Annotated in this window: 16 protein-coding genes, 3 tRNA genes and 2 pseudogenes; 15 read left to right on the top strand and 6 right to left on the bottom strand. The window is 35.1% G+C overall.

The features are described from left to right. Window positions 1–59: 59 nt before the first annotated feature. The 4 genes from U5L76_05110 to U5L76_05095 all read right to left on the bottom strand — a co-directional run bounded on the left by U5L76_05110 (window position 60) and on the right by U5L76_05095 (window position 2682). Window positions 60–419, bottom strand: coding sequence for a hypothetical protein (locus U5L76_05110; protein MDZ7798946.1), 360 nt, complete (start codon window positions 417–419; stop codon window positions 60–62). A gap of 422 nt (window positions 420–841) precedes the next feature. Beyond that, a complete protein-coding gene (locus tag U5L76_05105) occupies window positions 842–1462 on the bottom strand; it encodes an MBL fold metallo-hydrolase (protein MDZ7798945.1) in 621 nt (206 codons plus the stop codon). A 24-nt stretch (window positions 1463–1486) separates the two neighbouring features. After that, a complete protein-coding gene (locus U5L76_05100; GenBank protein MDZ7798944.1) occupies window positions 1487–2242 on the bottom strand; it encodes a diacylglycerol kinase family protein in 756 nt (251 codons plus the stop codon). A 20-nt stretch (window positions 2243–2262) separates the two neighbouring features. Continuing rightward, window positions 2263–2682, bottom strand: coding sequence for a polymer-forming cytoskeletal protein (locus tag U5L76_05095; GenBank protein MDZ7798943.1), 420 nt, complete (start codon window positions 2680–2682; stop codon window positions 2263–2265). Window positions 2683–2853: 171 nt separating this feature from the next. On the opposite strand from U5L76_05095, the gene U5L76_05090 reads away from it, so the two are divergent. Further along, window positions 2854–3513, top strand: a complete 660-nt coding sequence (locus tag U5L76_05090) for a hypothetical protein (GenBank protein MDZ7798942.1) — start codon at window positions 2854–2856, stop codon at window positions 3511–3513. 116 nt (window positions 3514–3629) lie between these two features. Here the strand turns inward: U5L76_05090 and U5L76_05085 are convergent. Beyond that, window positions 3630–3794: pseudogene (locus U5L76_05085) on the bottom strand (LysM peptidoglycan-binding domain-containing protein). A gap of 351 nt (window positions 3795–4145) precedes the next feature. Next, window positions 4146–4535, bottom strand: a pseudogene (locus U5L76_05080) (Ig-like domain-containing protein). Between the two features lie 2946 nt (window positions 4536–7481). Between U5L76_05080 and U5L76_05075 the strand changes: the two are divergent. From U5L76_05075 to nusA, 14 genes are all read left to right on the top strand, one after another. Continuing rightward, window positions 7482–7553, top strand: a tRNA-Arg gene (locus U5L76_05075). Window positions 7554–7736: 183 nt separating this feature from the next. After that, window positions 7737–8267: a histidine phosphatase family protein gene (locus tag U5L76_05070; GenBank protein MDZ7798941.1), complete on the top strand. Its 531-nt coding sequence runs from the start codon at window positions 7737–7739 to the stop codon at window positions 8265–8267. 163 nt (window positions 8268–8430) lie between these two features. Beyond that, a tRNA-Ala gene (locus U5L76_05065) sits at window positions 8431–8504 on the top strand. Window positions 8505–8763: 259 nt separating this feature from the next. Then, on the top strand, window positions 8764–9435 hold the full coding sequence (locus U5L76_05060; GenBank protein MDZ7798940.1) for a hypothetical protein: 672 nt from the start codon (window positions 8764–8766) through the stop codon (window positions 9433–9435). Window positions 9436–9737: 302 nt separating this feature from the next. Next, window positions 9738–9814: transfer RNA gene (locus U5L76_05055), tRNA-Ala, on the top strand. Window positions 9815–10030: 216 nt separating this feature from the next. After that, complete coding sequence (locus U5L76_05050) at window positions 10031–10288, top strand: metal-sensitive transcriptional regulator (protein ID MDZ7798939.1); 258 nt, start codon at window positions 10031–10033, stop codon at window positions 10286–10288. Window positions 10289–10307: 19 nt separating this feature from the next. Next, window positions 10308–10631 carry a thioredoxin gene (trxA, locus tag U5L76_05045; GenBank protein ID MDZ7798938.1) on the top strand — a complete coding sequence of 108 codons (324 nt, stop codon included), beginning with the start codon at window positions 10308–10310 and terminating at the stop codon, window positions 10629–10631. Between the two features lie 15 nt (window positions 10632–10646). Beyond that, window positions 10647–11603 (top strand): thioredoxin-disulfide reductase, encoded by a 957-nt coding sequence (gene trxB, locus U5L76_05040; GenBank protein ID MDZ7798937.1) that lies wholly within the window; start codon window positions 10647–10649, stop codon window positions 11601–11603. Then, complete coding sequence (locus U5L76_05035) at window positions 11600–12793, top strand: pyridoxal phosphate-dependent aminotransferase (GenBank protein ID MDZ7798936.1); 1194 nt, start codon at window positions 11600–11602, stop codon at window positions 12791–12793. Before trxB ends, U5L76_05035 begins: the two co-directional genes overlap by 4 nt. Then, complete coding sequence (locus tag U5L76_05030; GenBank protein ID MDZ7798935.1) at window positions 12783–14048, top strand: Glu/Leu/Phe/Val dehydrogenase; 1266 nt, start codon at window positions 12783–12785, stop codon at window positions 14046–14048. Before U5L76_05035 ends, U5L76_05030 begins: the two co-directional genes overlap by 11 nt. A gap of 210 nt (window positions 14049–14258) precedes the next feature. Continuing rightward, window positions 14259–14867, top strand: a complete 609-nt coding sequence (locus tag U5L76_05025; GenBank protein MDZ7798934.1) for a ribonuclease HII — start codon at window positions 14259–14261, stop codon at window positions 14865–14867. A gap of 12 nt (window positions 14868–14879) precedes the next feature. After that, the gene (locus U5L76_05020) at window positions 14880–15446 is read left to right on the top strand and encodes a methyltransferase domain-containing protein (GenBank protein MDZ7798933.1); all 567 of its coding nucleotides are present in this window, start codon (window positions 14880–14882) and stop codon (window positions 15444–15446) included. Between the two features lie 43 nt (window positions 15447–15489). Beyond that, complete coding sequence (locus U5L76_05015; protein MDZ7798932.1) at window positions 15490–15852, top strand: YraN family protein; 363 nt, start codon at window positions 15490–15492, stop codon at window positions 15850–15852. Window positions 15853–15942: 90 nt separating this feature from the next. Further along, window positions 15943–17532 carry a transcription termination factor NusA gene (gene nusA, locus U5L76_05010; GenBank protein MDZ7798931.1) on the top strand — a complete coding sequence of 530 codons (1590 nt, stop codon included), beginning with the start codon at window positions 15943–15945 and terminating at the stop codon, window positions 17530–17532. Window positions 17533–17534: the final 2 nt, after the last annotated feature.

Genomic DNA, 17534 nt, shown 5'->3' with positions numbered 1-17534 from the left:
AATCTCTTTCGTCAAGTAAAAAAGCCTTCTTATATTTTAAGAAGGCTTTAAAAAATAAATCAATGTACACGTGTTAAAATTTTCCCAGCCCATTTAGCTAAAGACATGGGATTGAAAGGCATTTTAAATAGATGCCAGTTTTCCTGAAGATCTAAATCTTGGTACTGATTTCTGATCCGGTATAAAATAATAGCTGGTAAATTGGGAAAACTTTTAGCTAACAAACGAAGGATAAACTTATGTTTATTATTTTCTAAACTGATAATTATCAATTCTGGCCGAAGATTTATATTCATAATCTCAGTCCAAGCACTAGACAGATTAGAAGGTAGACTAACCTTATTACCCTCCTCTTGAAAAGCTACTTTCAAAACTTTCTGTCTTTCAAAATTATTTTCAACAATTTGTATTTTTGCCATTGGATACTTCCTTTTTTTGATCTCTTAATTTATTTGAAAAGAACTAAACCCACCTTAACTTATAAATTATGGCGGATAAAAAAAGCCTCATTTGTGAGACTCATAAAAAAGGAATTTTCATCTATAATCACCTCTCTTTGTGCCGGTTTCGCTCTCTGGCGTGGCTTCAAAAATATAAAGCTCTTCTTGTTTAATCCACATAGCGACCAAAAGATTAAACAATATTTTTACGCCTCACAAAAGTTTACAAACTACTTAATTTTTAAAATAACTTCATCTTAATATATAATCTATACTCAAAAATGTCAAGCTAGCGCAGACTAGCCCCCCCGCCTTGCTTTGTGCAAAGTAAAGCAGGCGGAAAGTCTGCGCTTTTATTATTCCTGAAATCCTTTTTACCTTTGTTACCCTTAAAGCCCTTCTTACTCCTTCTCCATAATCTCTACCCGCTTGGGATATTTTTCTTTTAATTTTCTGGCGTCTTCAGAACTGCCCACTACCTCTCCGTAATGCATGGGAATTATTTTTTTGGGCTTTATTCTTGCAATAGCCTGAGCTGCTTCTTGACTATCCATCACATAAGTGCCGGAAACTGGCAGCATAGCTATATCAATATTTTCTAATTCATCCATTTCCGGAATTAAATCAGTGTCTCCGGCATGATACATTTTCTGACCGTCAGCTTCAATTACATAACCGACCCAATTATTTTCTTTGGGGTGGTATTCTTTATCAATATTATAAGCCGGCACAGTTTTAATAGTAATTTCTTCTTCTTTAATTTCTTTTCCTGGTTTAACACTTTTGGCCTGTCCGCCTATTTTTTGAATACATTCATGAGGACAAAATATTTTTGTTTTTTCTTTTCGAATTTTAGCAATATCTTCTGGAGAACAATGATCAAAATGTTCATGAGTAATTAAAATATAGTCAGCTTCAGAACTGTCACCGGAAATCTTCCAGGGATCTATATAAATTGTTTTGCCAGACTTGGTAATTATTTTAAAGCCTGACTGACCCAGCCAGGTGATATTTTCCAACATAATATTTTTTATAATTTAATATATTTAAAATTTTCTCTCGCGGCCGACAATAATACTCAATCTTTTAGGGACTACGCTGACTGTGGCCGGAGTTTTAATAATAGTTTCGCCGTCAGCTACTAAAGAAACACATTCCGTATTACACTTTATCTTTGCCTTTTTAATGGGAAAAACACTGTCTTGCTCAAAACCACTTTTAAAAATATTCCAGCCGGATTTTTTATTTAAAACCACTGCTTCCAAAAGGCCATCCCCGGGATTAAAATAGGTTTCTTCATCCAGTAAACCAAGATTACATATTTTTAAACTAGAATCTGGAGCAATCGCTTCTATGGTATAATCTCCATCGCATTCTATTTTAACATTTTTCTTTTTAGCAATATCTAAATTAAAAAGAAAATACTTTTTATTGACTTTACCTAAATCAAAGCGATGCATAATTCTTTTAGAAAGAATGTCACAAGCTTCTATACCTGAAGGAATACCTAAAAGATCAGCTATCTTTTTTTCCGGGCCAATGGGAATATAGCCTAAAGTGGCCTTTTTATAAGGAGCTACATAGCTAATAACTTTGCTTAAGGTTGTGTCATCGCCAACTACCACCAAAGTCTTAGCACCTTTTTTCAGGGCCTCTTCTACCATTTCTTTTAAATTCTTTAAAATAGTCAATTTTTCAATTTTGCCATTTATATCTAACTCTAAAAGACGAGCTTCCACTTTGGCTAGTGTGCTTTCATATTTTTTATCAGACAAAAAAGAATCGTATATATAAAAATACATCTGTCAGTTCAAATTAAAGCTTATTTTTTACTTCTCTTTTTCTCTTCTTTCTTGTTTTCATCATCTTCTTTTAAAGTTTCTCTTTCCTCCTTTTTAATCATTTTGCATTTACCGTTTAAAACCGCTCCTTCTTCTACTGACAAAACTCCTGTTTCCACATTACCAATAACTCTAGCGCTTGAGGACAAACTTAATTTTTCACTAGATTTAACATTACCTCTAATCTCGCCGGCGTTATTAACATTAGAAGCTTCTACATCAGCCTTGATCTTGGCATTTTGACCGACTCTCAAATTACCGGCTGTTTTAATAGTGCCGGAGACATGGCCTTCTACAATAATATCACCCTGACTGTCAAAATTACCCTCTACTTTAACCGAAGGTCCGATAACTGTTTCTTCACCCTTAGGTGAAAACTCTTGTTCTTCTTTATTAAACATACTCATATTTTTTTATAATAATTATTAGGCTCTACTAATTGTAAAAAAAATAGCTTTAATTGTCAACGTCTATTTGACAAATTTATTATTAAATATAATAATAAAGGACTCTCGCCGAATAAATTATTTGTTCATTAAAAACCCTTAAAAACCTAAAAGGAGGTTTTAATCATGAGAAAGCTGTTATTAGCTTTTGTTATTTTGCTGCTTGGTTTTTCCTGGTTTTCAGCTGTTAAAGCCCAAGCTCCGGAAAGTGTTCTTATAAGAACTGAACACTATATTCAAGACGCCGCCCCCCCTTCTTCAAATTTTTCAGATATAAAGATTCACCTTGATTCTGAAAAAGATCTCTTAAAATCCGGAAAGCCAAAATGGATCAGACAGCCCGAATGTGAGGAGACTGAATTTTACTGGGTACATGGAATTTCTCGTTGTGGTTGTGATGACGGCGACGATAACGGCAATGGATATTCAGATTTTGACTATGCCTGGAAATTAAAAGTTCCCTCATCCGGTAAAATTTCTTTGCAATATGCTCAAGCCTGCTGTGGCGGAGATAGCGTAGAAATTTTTGTTTCAAGCAGTGTTTCAGGTCCTTGGACAAAAATTTTCACTATTGAAATTTGTTCTTATTGTTCTTACAGTTGGAACTCAGAGCAGCCTTATTATATTGATCTTACAGCTGCCGGGCTTAGTCCGGAATCCGAGTATTATCTAAGAGTACTCAGCGGACCTGATTCCATAGACATATTTAAGCTTGAGATAACAGCTCAAGCAGAAATTAATGTCCAAGAATCCTCCTGGGGAGCGGTAAAGTCCATTTACCACTAGTACATTTAGTACATTTATTTTCAAATTCAAACCCAGCCCATTATTATACGGGCTGGGTCTTTTTTTATTTTTACGTAGACAAACCCTATCCTAAGAGATGGATATAAAAAAAATGATTAAGGAATACTCAAAACCCAACCCGGCTGAATACCACCAGGATTATTAATCAAGCTGGGATAAGTTTCTTTGTTAGCTTCTACTATTTTTGAGTACTGGGAACCGTCCCCATAAAATCTTGTGGCTATTTTCCATAAAGAATCACCATCTATTACTTTGTAGGAAAGACTGGTGTCAAAGATAAACTGGTCTTCATTGACTACCTGGCCTTGGCTTTTTTGGAAAGTGTAGGCGTTGGAATATTTAGAAGCTTCACCAGAAGAACTAAAGGCTTTGACTTTAATGGTATGAGAGCCACTGGCTAAACTACTAATGGGATATTGGTAGCTGAAATAAGTATTTTCATGGTCCGGATTATTGGTCACGTTAAATTGATCCTGGTATTCATCGTCTATGTAGAGTTTAATCAAGGAATCATTTCTGGCTACGCCGTTAACAATAACCGTGGGGTTAGAGCCATCTGTAAAAACTGGGGTGTAAAGAGTGGGCGCCACAAAGGGATGGTCAACATTAAAGGTAATAACTGGTGAAGCATCAGAATAATTACCACTCTGATCGCGAGAAATAGTATATAAAGTGTGTTCACCTTCAGGTAAAACTCTTCTTAATTTATAAGCAAAGGATCCGGTTCCTGAAAGATCGTCCGTCGAAAGAACCGTATTCTCCAGTTCGCCGTCAATAAAAATGAAAATAGTGTTGTTAGAACGAGCCAGGCCAGTAATAGTTGGTTTGACTTCGTTAATGGTGACTCCTTCTTCTATGGGGTTAGTTTCGTTTTTGACTACTGTCGGAGAAGCCACATAAGTTTGAGTAGTTTCTTCTTCGGCTGGTTCTTCCGCTTCTTCAGTAACTTCCTCTTGTTCAGTTTCATCTTCTTCGGCTGGTTCTTCCGCTTCTTCAGTCATAAAAGTAGCGTCAGCGTCATTGGTTGAAGTATTGCCGACACTTAAAACCTCATAATGATAAGTGGTGCCAGCGGTTAAACCAGTGACGATCATTTCATGGCTGGTTACTTCTTCAGAATCATAAACCTCATCACCATAAGCAGTGGTAGTACCATAACGCACTTTGGAGTCAGCTTCATGATTGGTAGTCCAAGTGACTTTAACTGAGGTCTGAGAAATTTCAGAGACTTGAACATTGGTGATGACAGTGGCTTCTAGTTCAGCGGTAGTAAAACTCTCAGCCGTATGAAGTGTTTGGTTAGAAGCCTTATCCTGTCCGGCTACTTTAAAGAAATATTCAGTATTATCACTTAAGCTATCTAAGGTAACAGTGTGTTCAGTGGATTTTTCCTCACTTTCAGTGGTAGAATTTGTAGTATTTTCATCCGCGCCCCAATTTAGTTGAGTAGTGGTCGGCTCGGAAGTAGTCCAGCTAATAATGGCTGCTGATGAAGTAGTAACTGGTGTCTCCACATCAGGCACTGGCACAATAGTGTCTTTTCTGACTTGAAAACCATTTGATAGTTCTTCTTTCACATTTCCCGCCTGATCATAGGTCCTAAAAGAAACGTAATTAGTGCCTTCAGCTAAACTGTCAAAGTCCACCGGCCAAGAGTTGGTGTAAGAAGCCGTGTCTTCGGTAAAAATATTAGTCCAGCCTAAAACATCACTGCCGCCTTGAGTAGTACCGACAGCGTATTGAGCATAATCTAAGTTAGAGCCGCCATTAGACATAAAGTCCACATCATAAGCCGTGCCCGCTGCATTAAGCCAGGCTGTGTCGCCAGTAACATTATTAGTAATGGCTGGGTCAGTAATATCTACCTTAAAGGGACCGAGAGTTTGAGTAGCTCCAGAAGCAGCCGCTGTGTCTTCAGCGTTATAGGCTTTAACATGCATGTACCAATTACCTTCCGAAGGATCAGTTTCTTCTTTGGTGCCAGAGGACCACTGGGTTTCGGTGTCATTAAAAGAATGGGAATCGTTTTGGTCAAAAACATAACGGTAGTATTCTAAACCACCCGAGCCAAAGCCAGCCTCGTTAGTAAAAGTAAAGCTAGTTGAATTAGTCCAGGCCTCTTCGGTCAGATCACTAGAGATATTAGCCTCGGCCGCTAAAGTATATTTACTTTCTCCGGCAATACTTGAGTTTTCATCACCATCGCCATTTCTGGTCTGGGCCTCAAAGGTGTATTCGGTGTTAGCACTGAGACCAGTTTTTTCCCAGGAATTGGTTTGCTTCCAACCGGAATCACTACTGGTTACTATTTCAGAAAATTTTATGCCGGAAGAGTCAGAAGCTAAATTTGAAAGCGTACCGGCACCAGAAACCGTGATGGTGTTTTTTTCTACTGTATCAAAAGAAATACCGGATGGTGATTCAATAGAAGTGTAGGTACTTAAATTGGCCGTATTAGTAGTGCCACAGCCATTAACTAATTGCAGGTAGCGGGTGTATTGAGTGTTGGCTGACAAAGAGGTTTCTTGCCAAGAGGTAGTATCGGCGGCCAGGTCTCCGGACTGGTTAGCGTCTCCAGTGTCCATAACGCGGTAATTATCTTCATCTTCATCATCTGACCAGGACCAGGTGATAGAAGAAGTAGAATTGTCCGAGTGAGAGAGAGATTGGGAATAAGAGGGAGAGTCGCTAACAGTAATTGTTTTACTAGGAGAATCATCTTCAGCCATGGCAAATTTAATGGAATATGAGCCTTTTGTTTCAGCAGTTACAGTTTTACCAAAAGCATCATTTTCTTCTACCAATTCACTAAATGTTGAGGTAGTGCTTAATGAAGTGTTTGTATCAATTATATCACTATCAACATAAGCACTAAATTGTTTAGCGCTGCAAGGATCATTTGTGGGTTCACTATCATACCATTTTCCATTCATAAAAAAAGTATCACCAACACAAATATTTAAATTTGAACTAGGTTCGGATAACTGAGTAGAATATGGTGCTTCACATTCTCCAGGTAGAGGATCACCACCAGCAGCTTCTATTTTATTTGGCGTAATCGTAAAAATAAATAAACCAGAAAATAAACCCAGTAAAACCAATAATACAGTGGTTGTGAATAGAGAGTATTTTTTGTATTTTAAATAAGTGGTATAAGGAATTTTATAAGTGCCATTTTCATCCTGTTCGGTTAATTTTTGATAACCAGAATAGGGTTTAGATTTTATAAAATGCGGTAAATATCTTAACCCACAAAAAAATTCCATAAAATATACTGGTATACAATTTAAAAACCTTAATAGACCTTTACTATTAAGGCCCTCTTTTTTTCTTTGTGATCTTTTAGACGTTTTTAAAAACAAAGTTTCCATCCCTTTATATCTTAGTTATATACTAATTATATACTAAAAATGGCTTTTTGTCAAGTTTTATATTTGCGAAAAATCTAAATATAGCGTAATCTAAGATTATGAATAACAAAAAAGAAATTACCAAAGTAATCATCTTAGCTTTAATATTTATTGCTATCTATCTTGGCTTGTACTTTTATAATTTGAAGACAAATCATATTACTGAATTATCATCAAATATATATAACTTATTTGTTTCCAGTTAACTTAAAATATTTTACGACACTATTTTTATAATAAAATTAGCCTAAAATTATTTAAATATAGAAAAATCATATATTTTGAACAAAAAATGTTCCACGTGGAACATTTCTCTATTTTAAGGCTAATTTTAGCTATAAATATGAAATAAAATAGTAGAAATTAACTCTAATTTTACTAATTATAAAATTGATACCGGCTTGCTATCGCCCAAGCCCTCGTAGTCCCGATGTTTGCCCTTGGCAAAATCGGGATTCAAATAATAAAGTAGTTTTCCAACACGCCTTCTCTTAAAATTCCGGTGAATAAGCAATAGATTATTCCGCCATCGCCCAAGCCCTCGTAGTTCAACGGATAGAACAAAGGACTCCTAAGCCTTAGATAGAGGTTCAATTCCTCTCGAGGGCATAGGCGATGGCAGGAAACTTCTAAGCCCTAGATGTAGGTTCTGCGCCTAAGGCGCATCTCAGCCAAAGGCTTGAGCCAGAGGCTCATCCGTCCTCTGGTGGAGACCAGCCTCTGGCTGGCGCCTAAATCTCTGGCGGAGATTCCTCTCAAGGGCCAATATTAATAATAAGAACATAAAGCATTATGATGAAAATAATTTTTGAAGCCCATTCAACAACAAAGGATAATGAAAAAGAATTGGCTTCAGGCTGGAATGATGTAGAATTATCTAAATTAGGTCTAAAACAAGCTAAGGAATTAGGAGTAAGATATAAGAATAATTGCCCTAAGGCTGTTTTTACTTCTGATCTAAAAAGAGCTTATTATACGGCTAAAATTGCCTTTGCGAATAAGATAGATATTATTAAAGATAAAAGATTAAGAGAAATAGACTATGGAGAATTAACTCATAGGCAGACATCTGAAATAATTAAAGAGAAGCCAAAATACATTGATAACCCTTTTCCTAAGGGACAATCATACCAAGAAACTTCTAAAAATATGGTAAAATTCTTAACAGAAATTGAAAAGAATTATCATAACCAAACAATCATGATAATCGGACACCGGGCTACGCAATACGCTCTTGAGCATATAATCAATAAAATTCCCTTAAATAAAGCTATTACTGCTCCTTGGCAATGGCAGCCTGGTTGGACCTATATTTACAAATAGCAGCAGAATTTTTTTGCTTTAGCTAACTACAACAGACTGGTAGGTAATACTGATCGCCTTACCTTGCTGGAGATGTAGTTAAACGGTGTAATAGGTTATTCGCAGCCGCCTGCCGGAGTAGGCCCATTAACTCAATTGGTAGACCGGCCCGCCTCGGCTTGTTGGGGATGTAGTTAAACGGTATAATAGGTCATTCGCATTGACCAGTTCGGGGTTCAATTCCCCGCATCTCCACCATATCTTATTATTTTCTTATAAATTCTCAGGTTTTACCTTTTAGGTATTCAACCGGCCCAAAGGGGCCACATAGTGAGTGATCGGATGACAACTCCGATATCTTCCAAAGATAAATGCAGCCCAGAAGTTCTAATCTCTTCAGTAATACACAGCCATTATAGTATTTACTTTTCATCACACATTTTCTTTGATTATAAATTAGATATTTATTAAAAAATACTGTATAATAAGAATAGATTAGAGAAAGGAGGTGATATAAATGGATTTTATAAATACAACCGGGGAAGCTTTAAACAACACTTTTAACGAAATGTGGGAAGGGTTAATTGCTTTTCTGCCAAATCTTATCGGTGCTTTGCTTATTCTAGCTCTTGGTTTTTTAGTAGCCGCATTATTTCATAAAATTACCGAAAAGATTTTAAAGTTTTTCAAACTTAAGGAATTGTTTGATAAATTTAGAATTACTTCAATGTTTGAAAAGGCGGGGCATAGTTTTAGTATTGTTTCTTTGTTAGCCTCTGTAATCTACTGGGTTATTATAATTGTCTTTATTACGGTTTCTGTGGAGATGCTTGGCTTAACTCAAATTTCTGATTTTTTAAGAAATATAGTTTTCTACTTGCCAAATGTGATTGTCGCTGTTGCCATCTTAGTCATCGGAATATTAATTAGTAACTTTGTCGAAAATCTGATTCGAAAGACTACCCGAGCCGTAAAAGTGGCTTCTTCTGAATTTTTAGGCCGAATAGCTAAATGGGCGATTTTAATTTTTGCTATTTTAGCCGCTCTAAATCAGCTTAATGTGGCTCAAAATCTAATCACTATCCTTTTCCAGGGTTTTATAGTAATGATCGCTCTAGCTGGTGGTCTGGCTTTTGGTCTTGGAGGAAAGGAATTTGCCAGAGATATACTGGAGAGGTTTAAAAGATAATATTTATATAAATCAATATCAGACCAAGTATGTTTGATATTGATTTATTTTATTTAATAATCTATAATTTTATAAAGACGGGCCCATAAATAATAGTTCTGTTACGCCTCTCAGAGGAGGGGCGAAATAAAGTTCAACTTAAACTTTGAGAATCCGTTTCTTTCTTGGCAAAACGAGAGCTAGACGGCCCGTTTCTATCTTTGAGTCAATAGCTCAGTTTCCGCCCGAGGCGGATCTCCACTAAAGAACGGATGAGCCTTTGGCTGAGGCTAGAATAGGCTCACGGTAAATAATTAATATTTGGGCCCATAGCTCAGTTGGCTAGAGCGCCTCCATGGCATGGAGGAGGTCGCAGGTTCGATTCCTGTTGGGTCCACCAAAAAAGACTTCACCAAAATAGTGGAGTCTTTTTTATTAAACTAAAATTATAAAAATGCTAATTATATTTTTTCAAAACCAGTCCTACTTACAACCTTTATTCACAATTATTTCTATTACTTGACTAATTATTTAAATTTTATTATTATTTTAATATACTCCCCCCTAGTATATTAATAATTAATTCTTTATTTATTAATAAAAATAAGTTAAAATTATGAAACAGCAACCAATTATTTCAAGATTGCACCGGACTTCAGGGCAAATTCAAGGCATAGAAAAAATGGTTAAAAATAAAAGAGACTGCCAGGAAATACTTCAACAGCTTTTAGCCGCCCGTTCTTCTATTGAAAAAATTTGTTTAACTATTTTGCAGGATGAAACTTCTAGTTGTTTTACTGGTAAAAAAAGCAATTGCCATAAAAAGCTGAATAATCTTGAAAAAATCACTAGTCATTTATTTAAGATAAAATAATAATAAAGGAGATTTTATTATGTCAGAAATCGAATTAAACGATCAAAATTTTGAAGAGGAGGTTTTAAAAGAAAAAGATAAGCCAGTCCTAGTTGATTTTTGGGCCCAGTGGTGTGGTCCCTGTAAAATGCAGGGTCCGATTTTAGAAGAAATGGCTGAAGAAATAAAAGACAAAGCCAAAATTACCAAAATAGAAATTGATAAAAATCCAAAAATAGCAGAAAAATTCCAAATTAAAAGTATTCCTACTTTAATTATTTTCAAAGAAGGTGAAGCAGTCTGGCAAGGAGTTGGTCTTCAGCAAAAAGAAAATTTAATTGAACAGCTAAATAAATATATCTAAACTCATATAAAGATTATGATCTATGACGTAATTATTGTTGGCGCTGGTTCAGCTGGTTTAACCGCCGCTCTTTATGCTTCCCGGCGCAGTCTTAACCCACTGGTTCTTTCCCAAGATATTGGCGGCCAAACAGCCACTACTCATATTGTCGAAAATTATCCTGGTATCAATAAAATTGAAGGACCGAATCTGATGCTTAACTTTATGAATCAAGCTAAAAAGTTTGGAGCCGAGATAAAAATAGCTGAAGTAAAAAAAATTAAAAAGGATAAAGAAAAATTTAATCTTAAAACCAGCAGCCATGAATCCTATCAGGGACATGCTGTTATTTTAGCTTTTGGGCTTTCACATCGCCATTTAAATGTACCCGGTGAAGATAAATATATGGGTAAAGGCGTAGTTTACTGTGCTACCTGTGACGCTCCGCTTTATAAAGAAAAAATTGTGTCAGTTATTGGCGGCGGTAATTCAGCTTTAGAAGCTGCCTTACTTTTAGCTAAAAATTCTCCAAAAGTATACTTAATACACCGGCGTGATAAATTTCGGGGTGAAAACGTACTAGCCAAACAAGTTTTGGATAATAAAAAAATTGAAGTAATTTATAAGGCCCAAGCTAAAGAAATTAAAGGCAATGACAGCGTTAATAAACTAATTATTAATCAAGAAAATAAGGAAAAAGAAATAGAAGTAGAAGGGGTTTTTATAGAAATTGGTTTTGAGGTTAAGGCTGATTTTATTAAAGATATAGTCAAACTAGATAAAAAAAATCAAATTGTTATTGACCAAGACTGTCGCACCAGTGAAGAAGGAATTTTTGCGGCTGGTGATGTCACTAATACCTCTTATAAACAAATAGTTATTTCAGCCGGCCAGGGAGCTAAAGCCGCTCTGTCAGCTCATAAATATCTCCAACAAAAAGGTTTAGCTAAAGGCGGTTTTATTGACTGGGGAAAAAGAAAGGGGAATTCATGAAACTTTCAAAAAGAGGTTTAAATATTCAAGCCTCGCCTATTCGTAAACTCTATCCTCTGGCTAACCAGACCGAAAAAAAAGGGCGAGAGGTAATAAAACTAAATATTGGCCAGCCTGATATTGAATTACCAAAAATAGTGCGCCAAGAAATAAAAAATTATAAAAGAGAGGTAATTTGTTATGCTCCTTCTCAAGGCCTACCTCAGGTGATTAAGGCCTGGCAGAAATATTTAATAGATTCAGGACTTGATTTTAAAAATGATGAGATTGTTGTTACTACCGGCGGTTCCGAAGCTATTATTTTTGCCATGGCTGCTATTGCCGATGCTGGCGAGGAGATAATTGTTTTTGAACCTTTTTATACTAATTACAACGGTTTTGCTTCTTTGATTGATGTTAAATTAAATCCTATAACTTTAAAAATTGAGAAGGGTTTTCATCTGCCTCCAAGAGAAGAAATAGAAAAAAGAATAAATAAAAAAACTAAAGGTATCATCATTACTAATCCTAATAATCCCACCGGTACTGTTTACACTAAAGAAGAATTAAATATTTTAGCTTTACTGGCAGAAAAGTATGATCTTTTTATTATTAATGACGAAGTTTATCGAGAATTTGTTTTTGGTGATTCTAAATTTTACAGTCTTTTTAATTTTAAAAATATTAAAAAAAATATTATTTTAGCTGATAGTGTTTCCAAGAGATTTAACGCCTGCGGGGCCCGACTTGGCTGTTTAGCTAGCTATAATAAAAAAATAATTGAAAACGTAACTAAGTTCGCCCAAGCCCGACTTTCCTCACCGACTATAGAACAGGAGATTTTTATTCCTCTCTTAAAAAACTCAAAAGAATACATTAATAATTTAATACTTGAATATAAAAAAAGAAGAGAAACAGTTAAAGAAGAACTTAAAAAAATACCTAATTTAACTTATCGTTTTCCTGAAGGATCTTTTTATATTATCATTGGTTTACCAGTTGATAATTCAGAAAAATTCTGCCAGTGGCTTTTAACAAACTTTGAATATAAAAATAAAACTCTGCTTCTGGCTCCGGCCTGCGGGTTTTATGCTTCGCCTGATCAAGGAAAAAATGAGGTGCGTTTGGCTTTTGTCTACCAAGCCAAAATTTTAAAAGAAGCGATGCAAATATTGAAAATTGCTTTAAAAAAATATAAAAATGAAAAATAATACTATTCTCTCTGATAGCTTAGAAGAGCTCAAAAAAGCGGCTAAGATGGCTAGTTTAGAAAAAGTATATAAAATTTTAAAAAAACCTGATCGAGTTATTGAAGCTGACTTAAAATTAAAAACATCAAAAGGAGAAAAGACTTTTTTAGCTTTTCGCTCTCAATATAATAATATACGAGGCCCTTACAAAGGCGGCTTAAGATATCATCCAGGTGTTACCCAAGACGAAGTAGTTAGTTTATCTTTTTGGATGAGCTTAAAATGCGCTGTTACTGACTTACCTTATGGCGGCGGTAAGGGAGGTATAAAAGTTGATCCACGGAAATTAAGCCTTGAAGAATTAGAAAAACTAACCCGAAAATACACCCAGGCTATAGCCAAATATATCGGCCCACAAAAAGATATTCTGGCTCCTGATGTTTACACTAACGCTACGGTCATGTCTTGGATTGTTAGTGAATACGCTAAAATTATTAAAGATGATAAAAAAGCTTTAGCCGTTACTACCGGCAAACCCTTGGCTATGGGCGGCAGCCAAGGGCGCGAGGAAGCGACGGCCTTGGGCGGAGTTTTTGTACTGGAGGAAATATTAAATAATTTAAATATAAACAAAAAAGGCTTAAAAACTATTGTTCAGGGCTTTGGCAATGTTGGTCATATTATTTCCGAAATACTTTATAACCAGGGTTTTAAAATTACTGGTCTTTCTGATTCTAAGGCTGAGATTTTTTCTCAAGAAGGTTTTACCCCTCAACATATCTGGGAGTTTAAAAAGAAAGAAGGCTTGGTTGATGGTATTTATCAAAAAGGCAGTGTCTGTGACCATGACGAAGAAAAACACGAACACTTTGAAAATAATAAAATTTTAGAACAACCCTGTAATATTCTCATCCCGGCCGCTTTGGAAAAAGCCATTACCAAAGATAACGCTCACAAAATAAAAGCAAAAATAATTCTGGAAATGGCTAACGGTGCCATTACCACTGAAGCTTTAGAAATATTAAAGAAAAAAAATATCATAGTTATTCCGGATATCCTAGCTAACGCCGGCGGCGTAATCGTTTCTTATTTTGAATGGCAACAAAACCTCTCTGATAAATACTGGCCAAAAGAAAAAATCAATAAAAAATTAAAAGATAAAATAACTAAAGCGGCTCAAGAAGTTTTGACTTTATCAAAAAAATATCAGACTGATTTGAAAACAGCCAGTTATATTTTAGCTCTAAAAAAGATTAAAAAATCTCTTGACAAATAATAACCCCCTTGCTAATATTTTAGGGTACTTTGTCGCCGGATAAGCACTTTCTGGCGACGCTCGCCCGAGCCAAATGGAGGACCCATGATCTTCCGATTCGCTCATCCGCCCTAGTAAAACTAGGGAGTACCTTTCGTGGGGCAATACCTCTGATCCGTCAGAGTGAGCCCCGTTTTTTATTTACCTAAAATATAAGTTATAATAAAATTAATGAACAAACCAAACCAAAAACAAGAAAATAGACTTTTTAAAAAAGGTTTTAAATATATCGCCGGAGTAGATGAAGCCGGCCGAGGCCCCTTAGCCGGACCAATAGTGGCAGCCGCGGTTATTTTTAAAAAAGGCGTAAGAATTAAAGGTATTAACGATTCAAAAAAATTATCGGCAAAACAAAGAGAATTGCTCTATAAAAAAATAACCGAAAAAGCTTATGCTTTTTCCATAGAAAAAATTTCAGCTAGGCAAATAGATAAATTAGGTCTTCAAAAAGCTAATGAAAAAGTTATTATAAAAGCCGTTAGATCTTTAAAAAAGAAACCAGATTTTCTTTTAATTGATTATTTTAAAATAAATATTAAAATACCAAATAAATCAATAATTAAAGGGGACGAAAAGATTTTTTCTATTGCGGCTGCTTCAATTTTAGCAAAAGTAGAAAGAGACAGAATTATGACCGGGTATCACCAAAAATATAATAATTACGATTTTATAAACAATATGGGTTATGGCACAAAAAAACATCTACAAGCTTTAAAAAAGTATGGCCCTTCAAGTATCCACAGAAAATCATTTAAACCTTTCAATATTTTCTATAAGTGATATAATACAAATATGGATAAAATGCCTTCAGGAAAAAGCTATTTAGACCCCGTTTCCCTGCTTGAGAAACTAGAAGTTAAACCTGGTATGAAAGTGGGGGATTTTGGGTGCGGTGGTTCGGGTTATTTTACTATTCAGACCGCTGAAATGGTTGGGGATCAAGGACAGGTCTTTGCTGTTGATATTTTTAAGCCTAATTTATCAGCTGTCTGGAGAAACGTAAAAATGCGTGGCTATAGCAGTTTTGTCCGCTGTATTTGGTCTGATCTAGAAATCTACGGAGCTACCAAAAAAATTAAAGACGAATCATTGGATCGAGGTATTTTAGTTAATGTGCTTCATCAGTCAGAAAAACAAAAAGAAATACTAAAAGAATGCACCCGTATGATAAAAAAAGAAGGGCGCATTTTAATTGTTGAGTGGTCTTCCTCAAGCAAGCTTATGTTTGGACCTCAGAAAAAAGAAATAATTGAAAAACCCCAAGTTATTCAGCTGGCTTCAGAAGTTAATTTAGCGCCGATGGAAGATTTTAAGGCTGGGCCTTATCACTGGGGTTTGATTATGACTAAAACAGCTTAAAAAAAATGGTGGCTTAATTTTTTTATAATTTAAGTCTTTTTTTATGAAAAAAAATTATCAAAAAGAAATTGGAGAAAAAGGAGAGAAGTTGGCAAAAAATTATTTGGAAAAAAATAATTATCAAATAATAGAAACAAATTATCACAGCCGCCATGGAGAAATTGATATTATCTGCCAAAAAGATGAATGGTATGTCTTTGTCGAAGTAAAAACCAGAACTAATTATTCTTTTGGTCGGCCTGAAGAATCAATTAATGATAAAAAGTTGGAAAATTTTAAAAATACTATTGAAAAATACATCATAGAAAATAACTTAAACGATAAAAAATGGCGAGTGGAAGTCCTGGCTATTACGCTTAATAATAAAAAAAATAAAGCTAAAATAAATCATCTTAAAGAAATTTAACTTGCATTATTTTTATTTTTATTATACTCTTGACATAAGACTAGTGTTATAACTAGTCTATTTTTTTTAAAAAATTAAATTTTTATAAAAATGGCAAAAAACCCGATAGAACAAGCAATAAAACAAATTTGCGAGGAAAAAAATATATCTTATGAGTCAGTCTTAGAAACCATCGAGGCTGCTTTAGCAGTGGCTTACCGCAAAGATTTTGGTGAAAAAAACCAAAATATAAAAGTAGATTTTGACCCAAAAACAACTTCAGCCCGGGTTTTTGACGTTAAAACAGTAGTCTCTGATGAAATGTATGAAAAAACTATGGCCTGGAAAGAGAAAAAAGAAAAAGAAGCTGAAAATAACGAAACTGATCAAGAAAAAACTGATAAAAAGAATAAAGAAAAGTCCACTTCTAATAAAAAAGAGGAGGGAGAATCCGCTTCCGATAAATCTACCGCGGGTAAAAAAACACCGTCGGATAAAGAAGCTGAAAAAGACGACTTCGAAAAATTTGATCCTAAAAAACATATCACTTTATCAGAAGCTAAAAAAGATAAAAAAGAGATCAAGGAAGGTGACGAAATAAAAACTGAATTGTTTCCGCCAGCTTCTTACGGCCGCATGGCCGCTCAAACGGCTAAACAAGTTATTATTCAACGCCTAAGAGAGGCTGAAAGAGAAAACCTTTACAAAGAATTTAAGGGTAAGGAAGGCGAAATAATTAGCGGGATTGTCCAACGACAAGAAAGAAGACTTATCTTGGTTGACTTAGGCCAAACTACCGGTATCATTCCCCCAAGTGAGCAAATTCCCGGAGAAAATTACCGCCCGGGTATGCGTATCAAAGTCTTTGTAGTTTCTGTTAATCAAACTACCAAGGGACCAGAAATAGTCATTTCACGGGCCCACCCCGGTATGGTCAAACGTTTATTTACTATGGAAGTACCGGAAATCAGCAGTGGTACTGTAGAAATAATGTCAGTCAGCCGTGAAGCTGGCTCTAGAAGTAAAATTTCTGTTAAATCTAATCAGGAAAATATTGATCCAGTTGGTTCTTGTGTCGGACAAAGAGGTTCCCGGGTGCAAACTATTATTTCTGAGCTTGGTGGTGAAAAGATTGATATTGTGGAATATTCAGATGACCCAATAGAATACATTGCCAACGCTCTTTCGCCGGCTAAAATATTAAAAATAACTTTAAATAAAGAAGAAAAAACAACCGTGGCGGAAGTTAAAGAAGATCAGCTTTCTTTAGCTATTGGCAAAGCCGGCCAGAATGTTCGTCTAGCTGCTCGTCTGACGGGATGGAAAATAGATATTGTTTCCGAAAGCAAAGAAAAAGTTGAAGATAAGGATAAGGAAGAAAAATTTGCCAAAGGCGGAAAAGAAGAATCTCAAGAAAATAATACTGATGAAAAAAAGGATTCAGAAAAAAAAGAAAATGATAAAGAAGATAAAGATAAGGAAGAAAATAAAGAAAATACAGAGAAAAAATCAGATAAAACTGGAGAGGCTAAAAAGAAAGACCAAGACAAGGAAGAAAAAGAGTCTGAAGATAAAAAAGTAGAATCTCAAGAAAATAATACTGATGAAAAAAAGGATTCAGAAAAAAAAGAAAATGATAAAGAAGATAAAGATAAGGAAGAAAATAAATCTGAAGAAAGTAAGAAAAAAGAAGAAAAATAAAA

This window comes from Patescibacteria group bacterium (assembly GCA_034520665.1).
Lineage (GTDB): Bacteria > Patescibacteriota > Patescibacteriia > JAXHNJ01 > JAXHNJ01 > JAXHNJ01.
The sequence above is the reverse complement of the archived record's forward strand: the minus strand, read 5'-3'. Positions and strand labels throughout refer to the sequence as shown.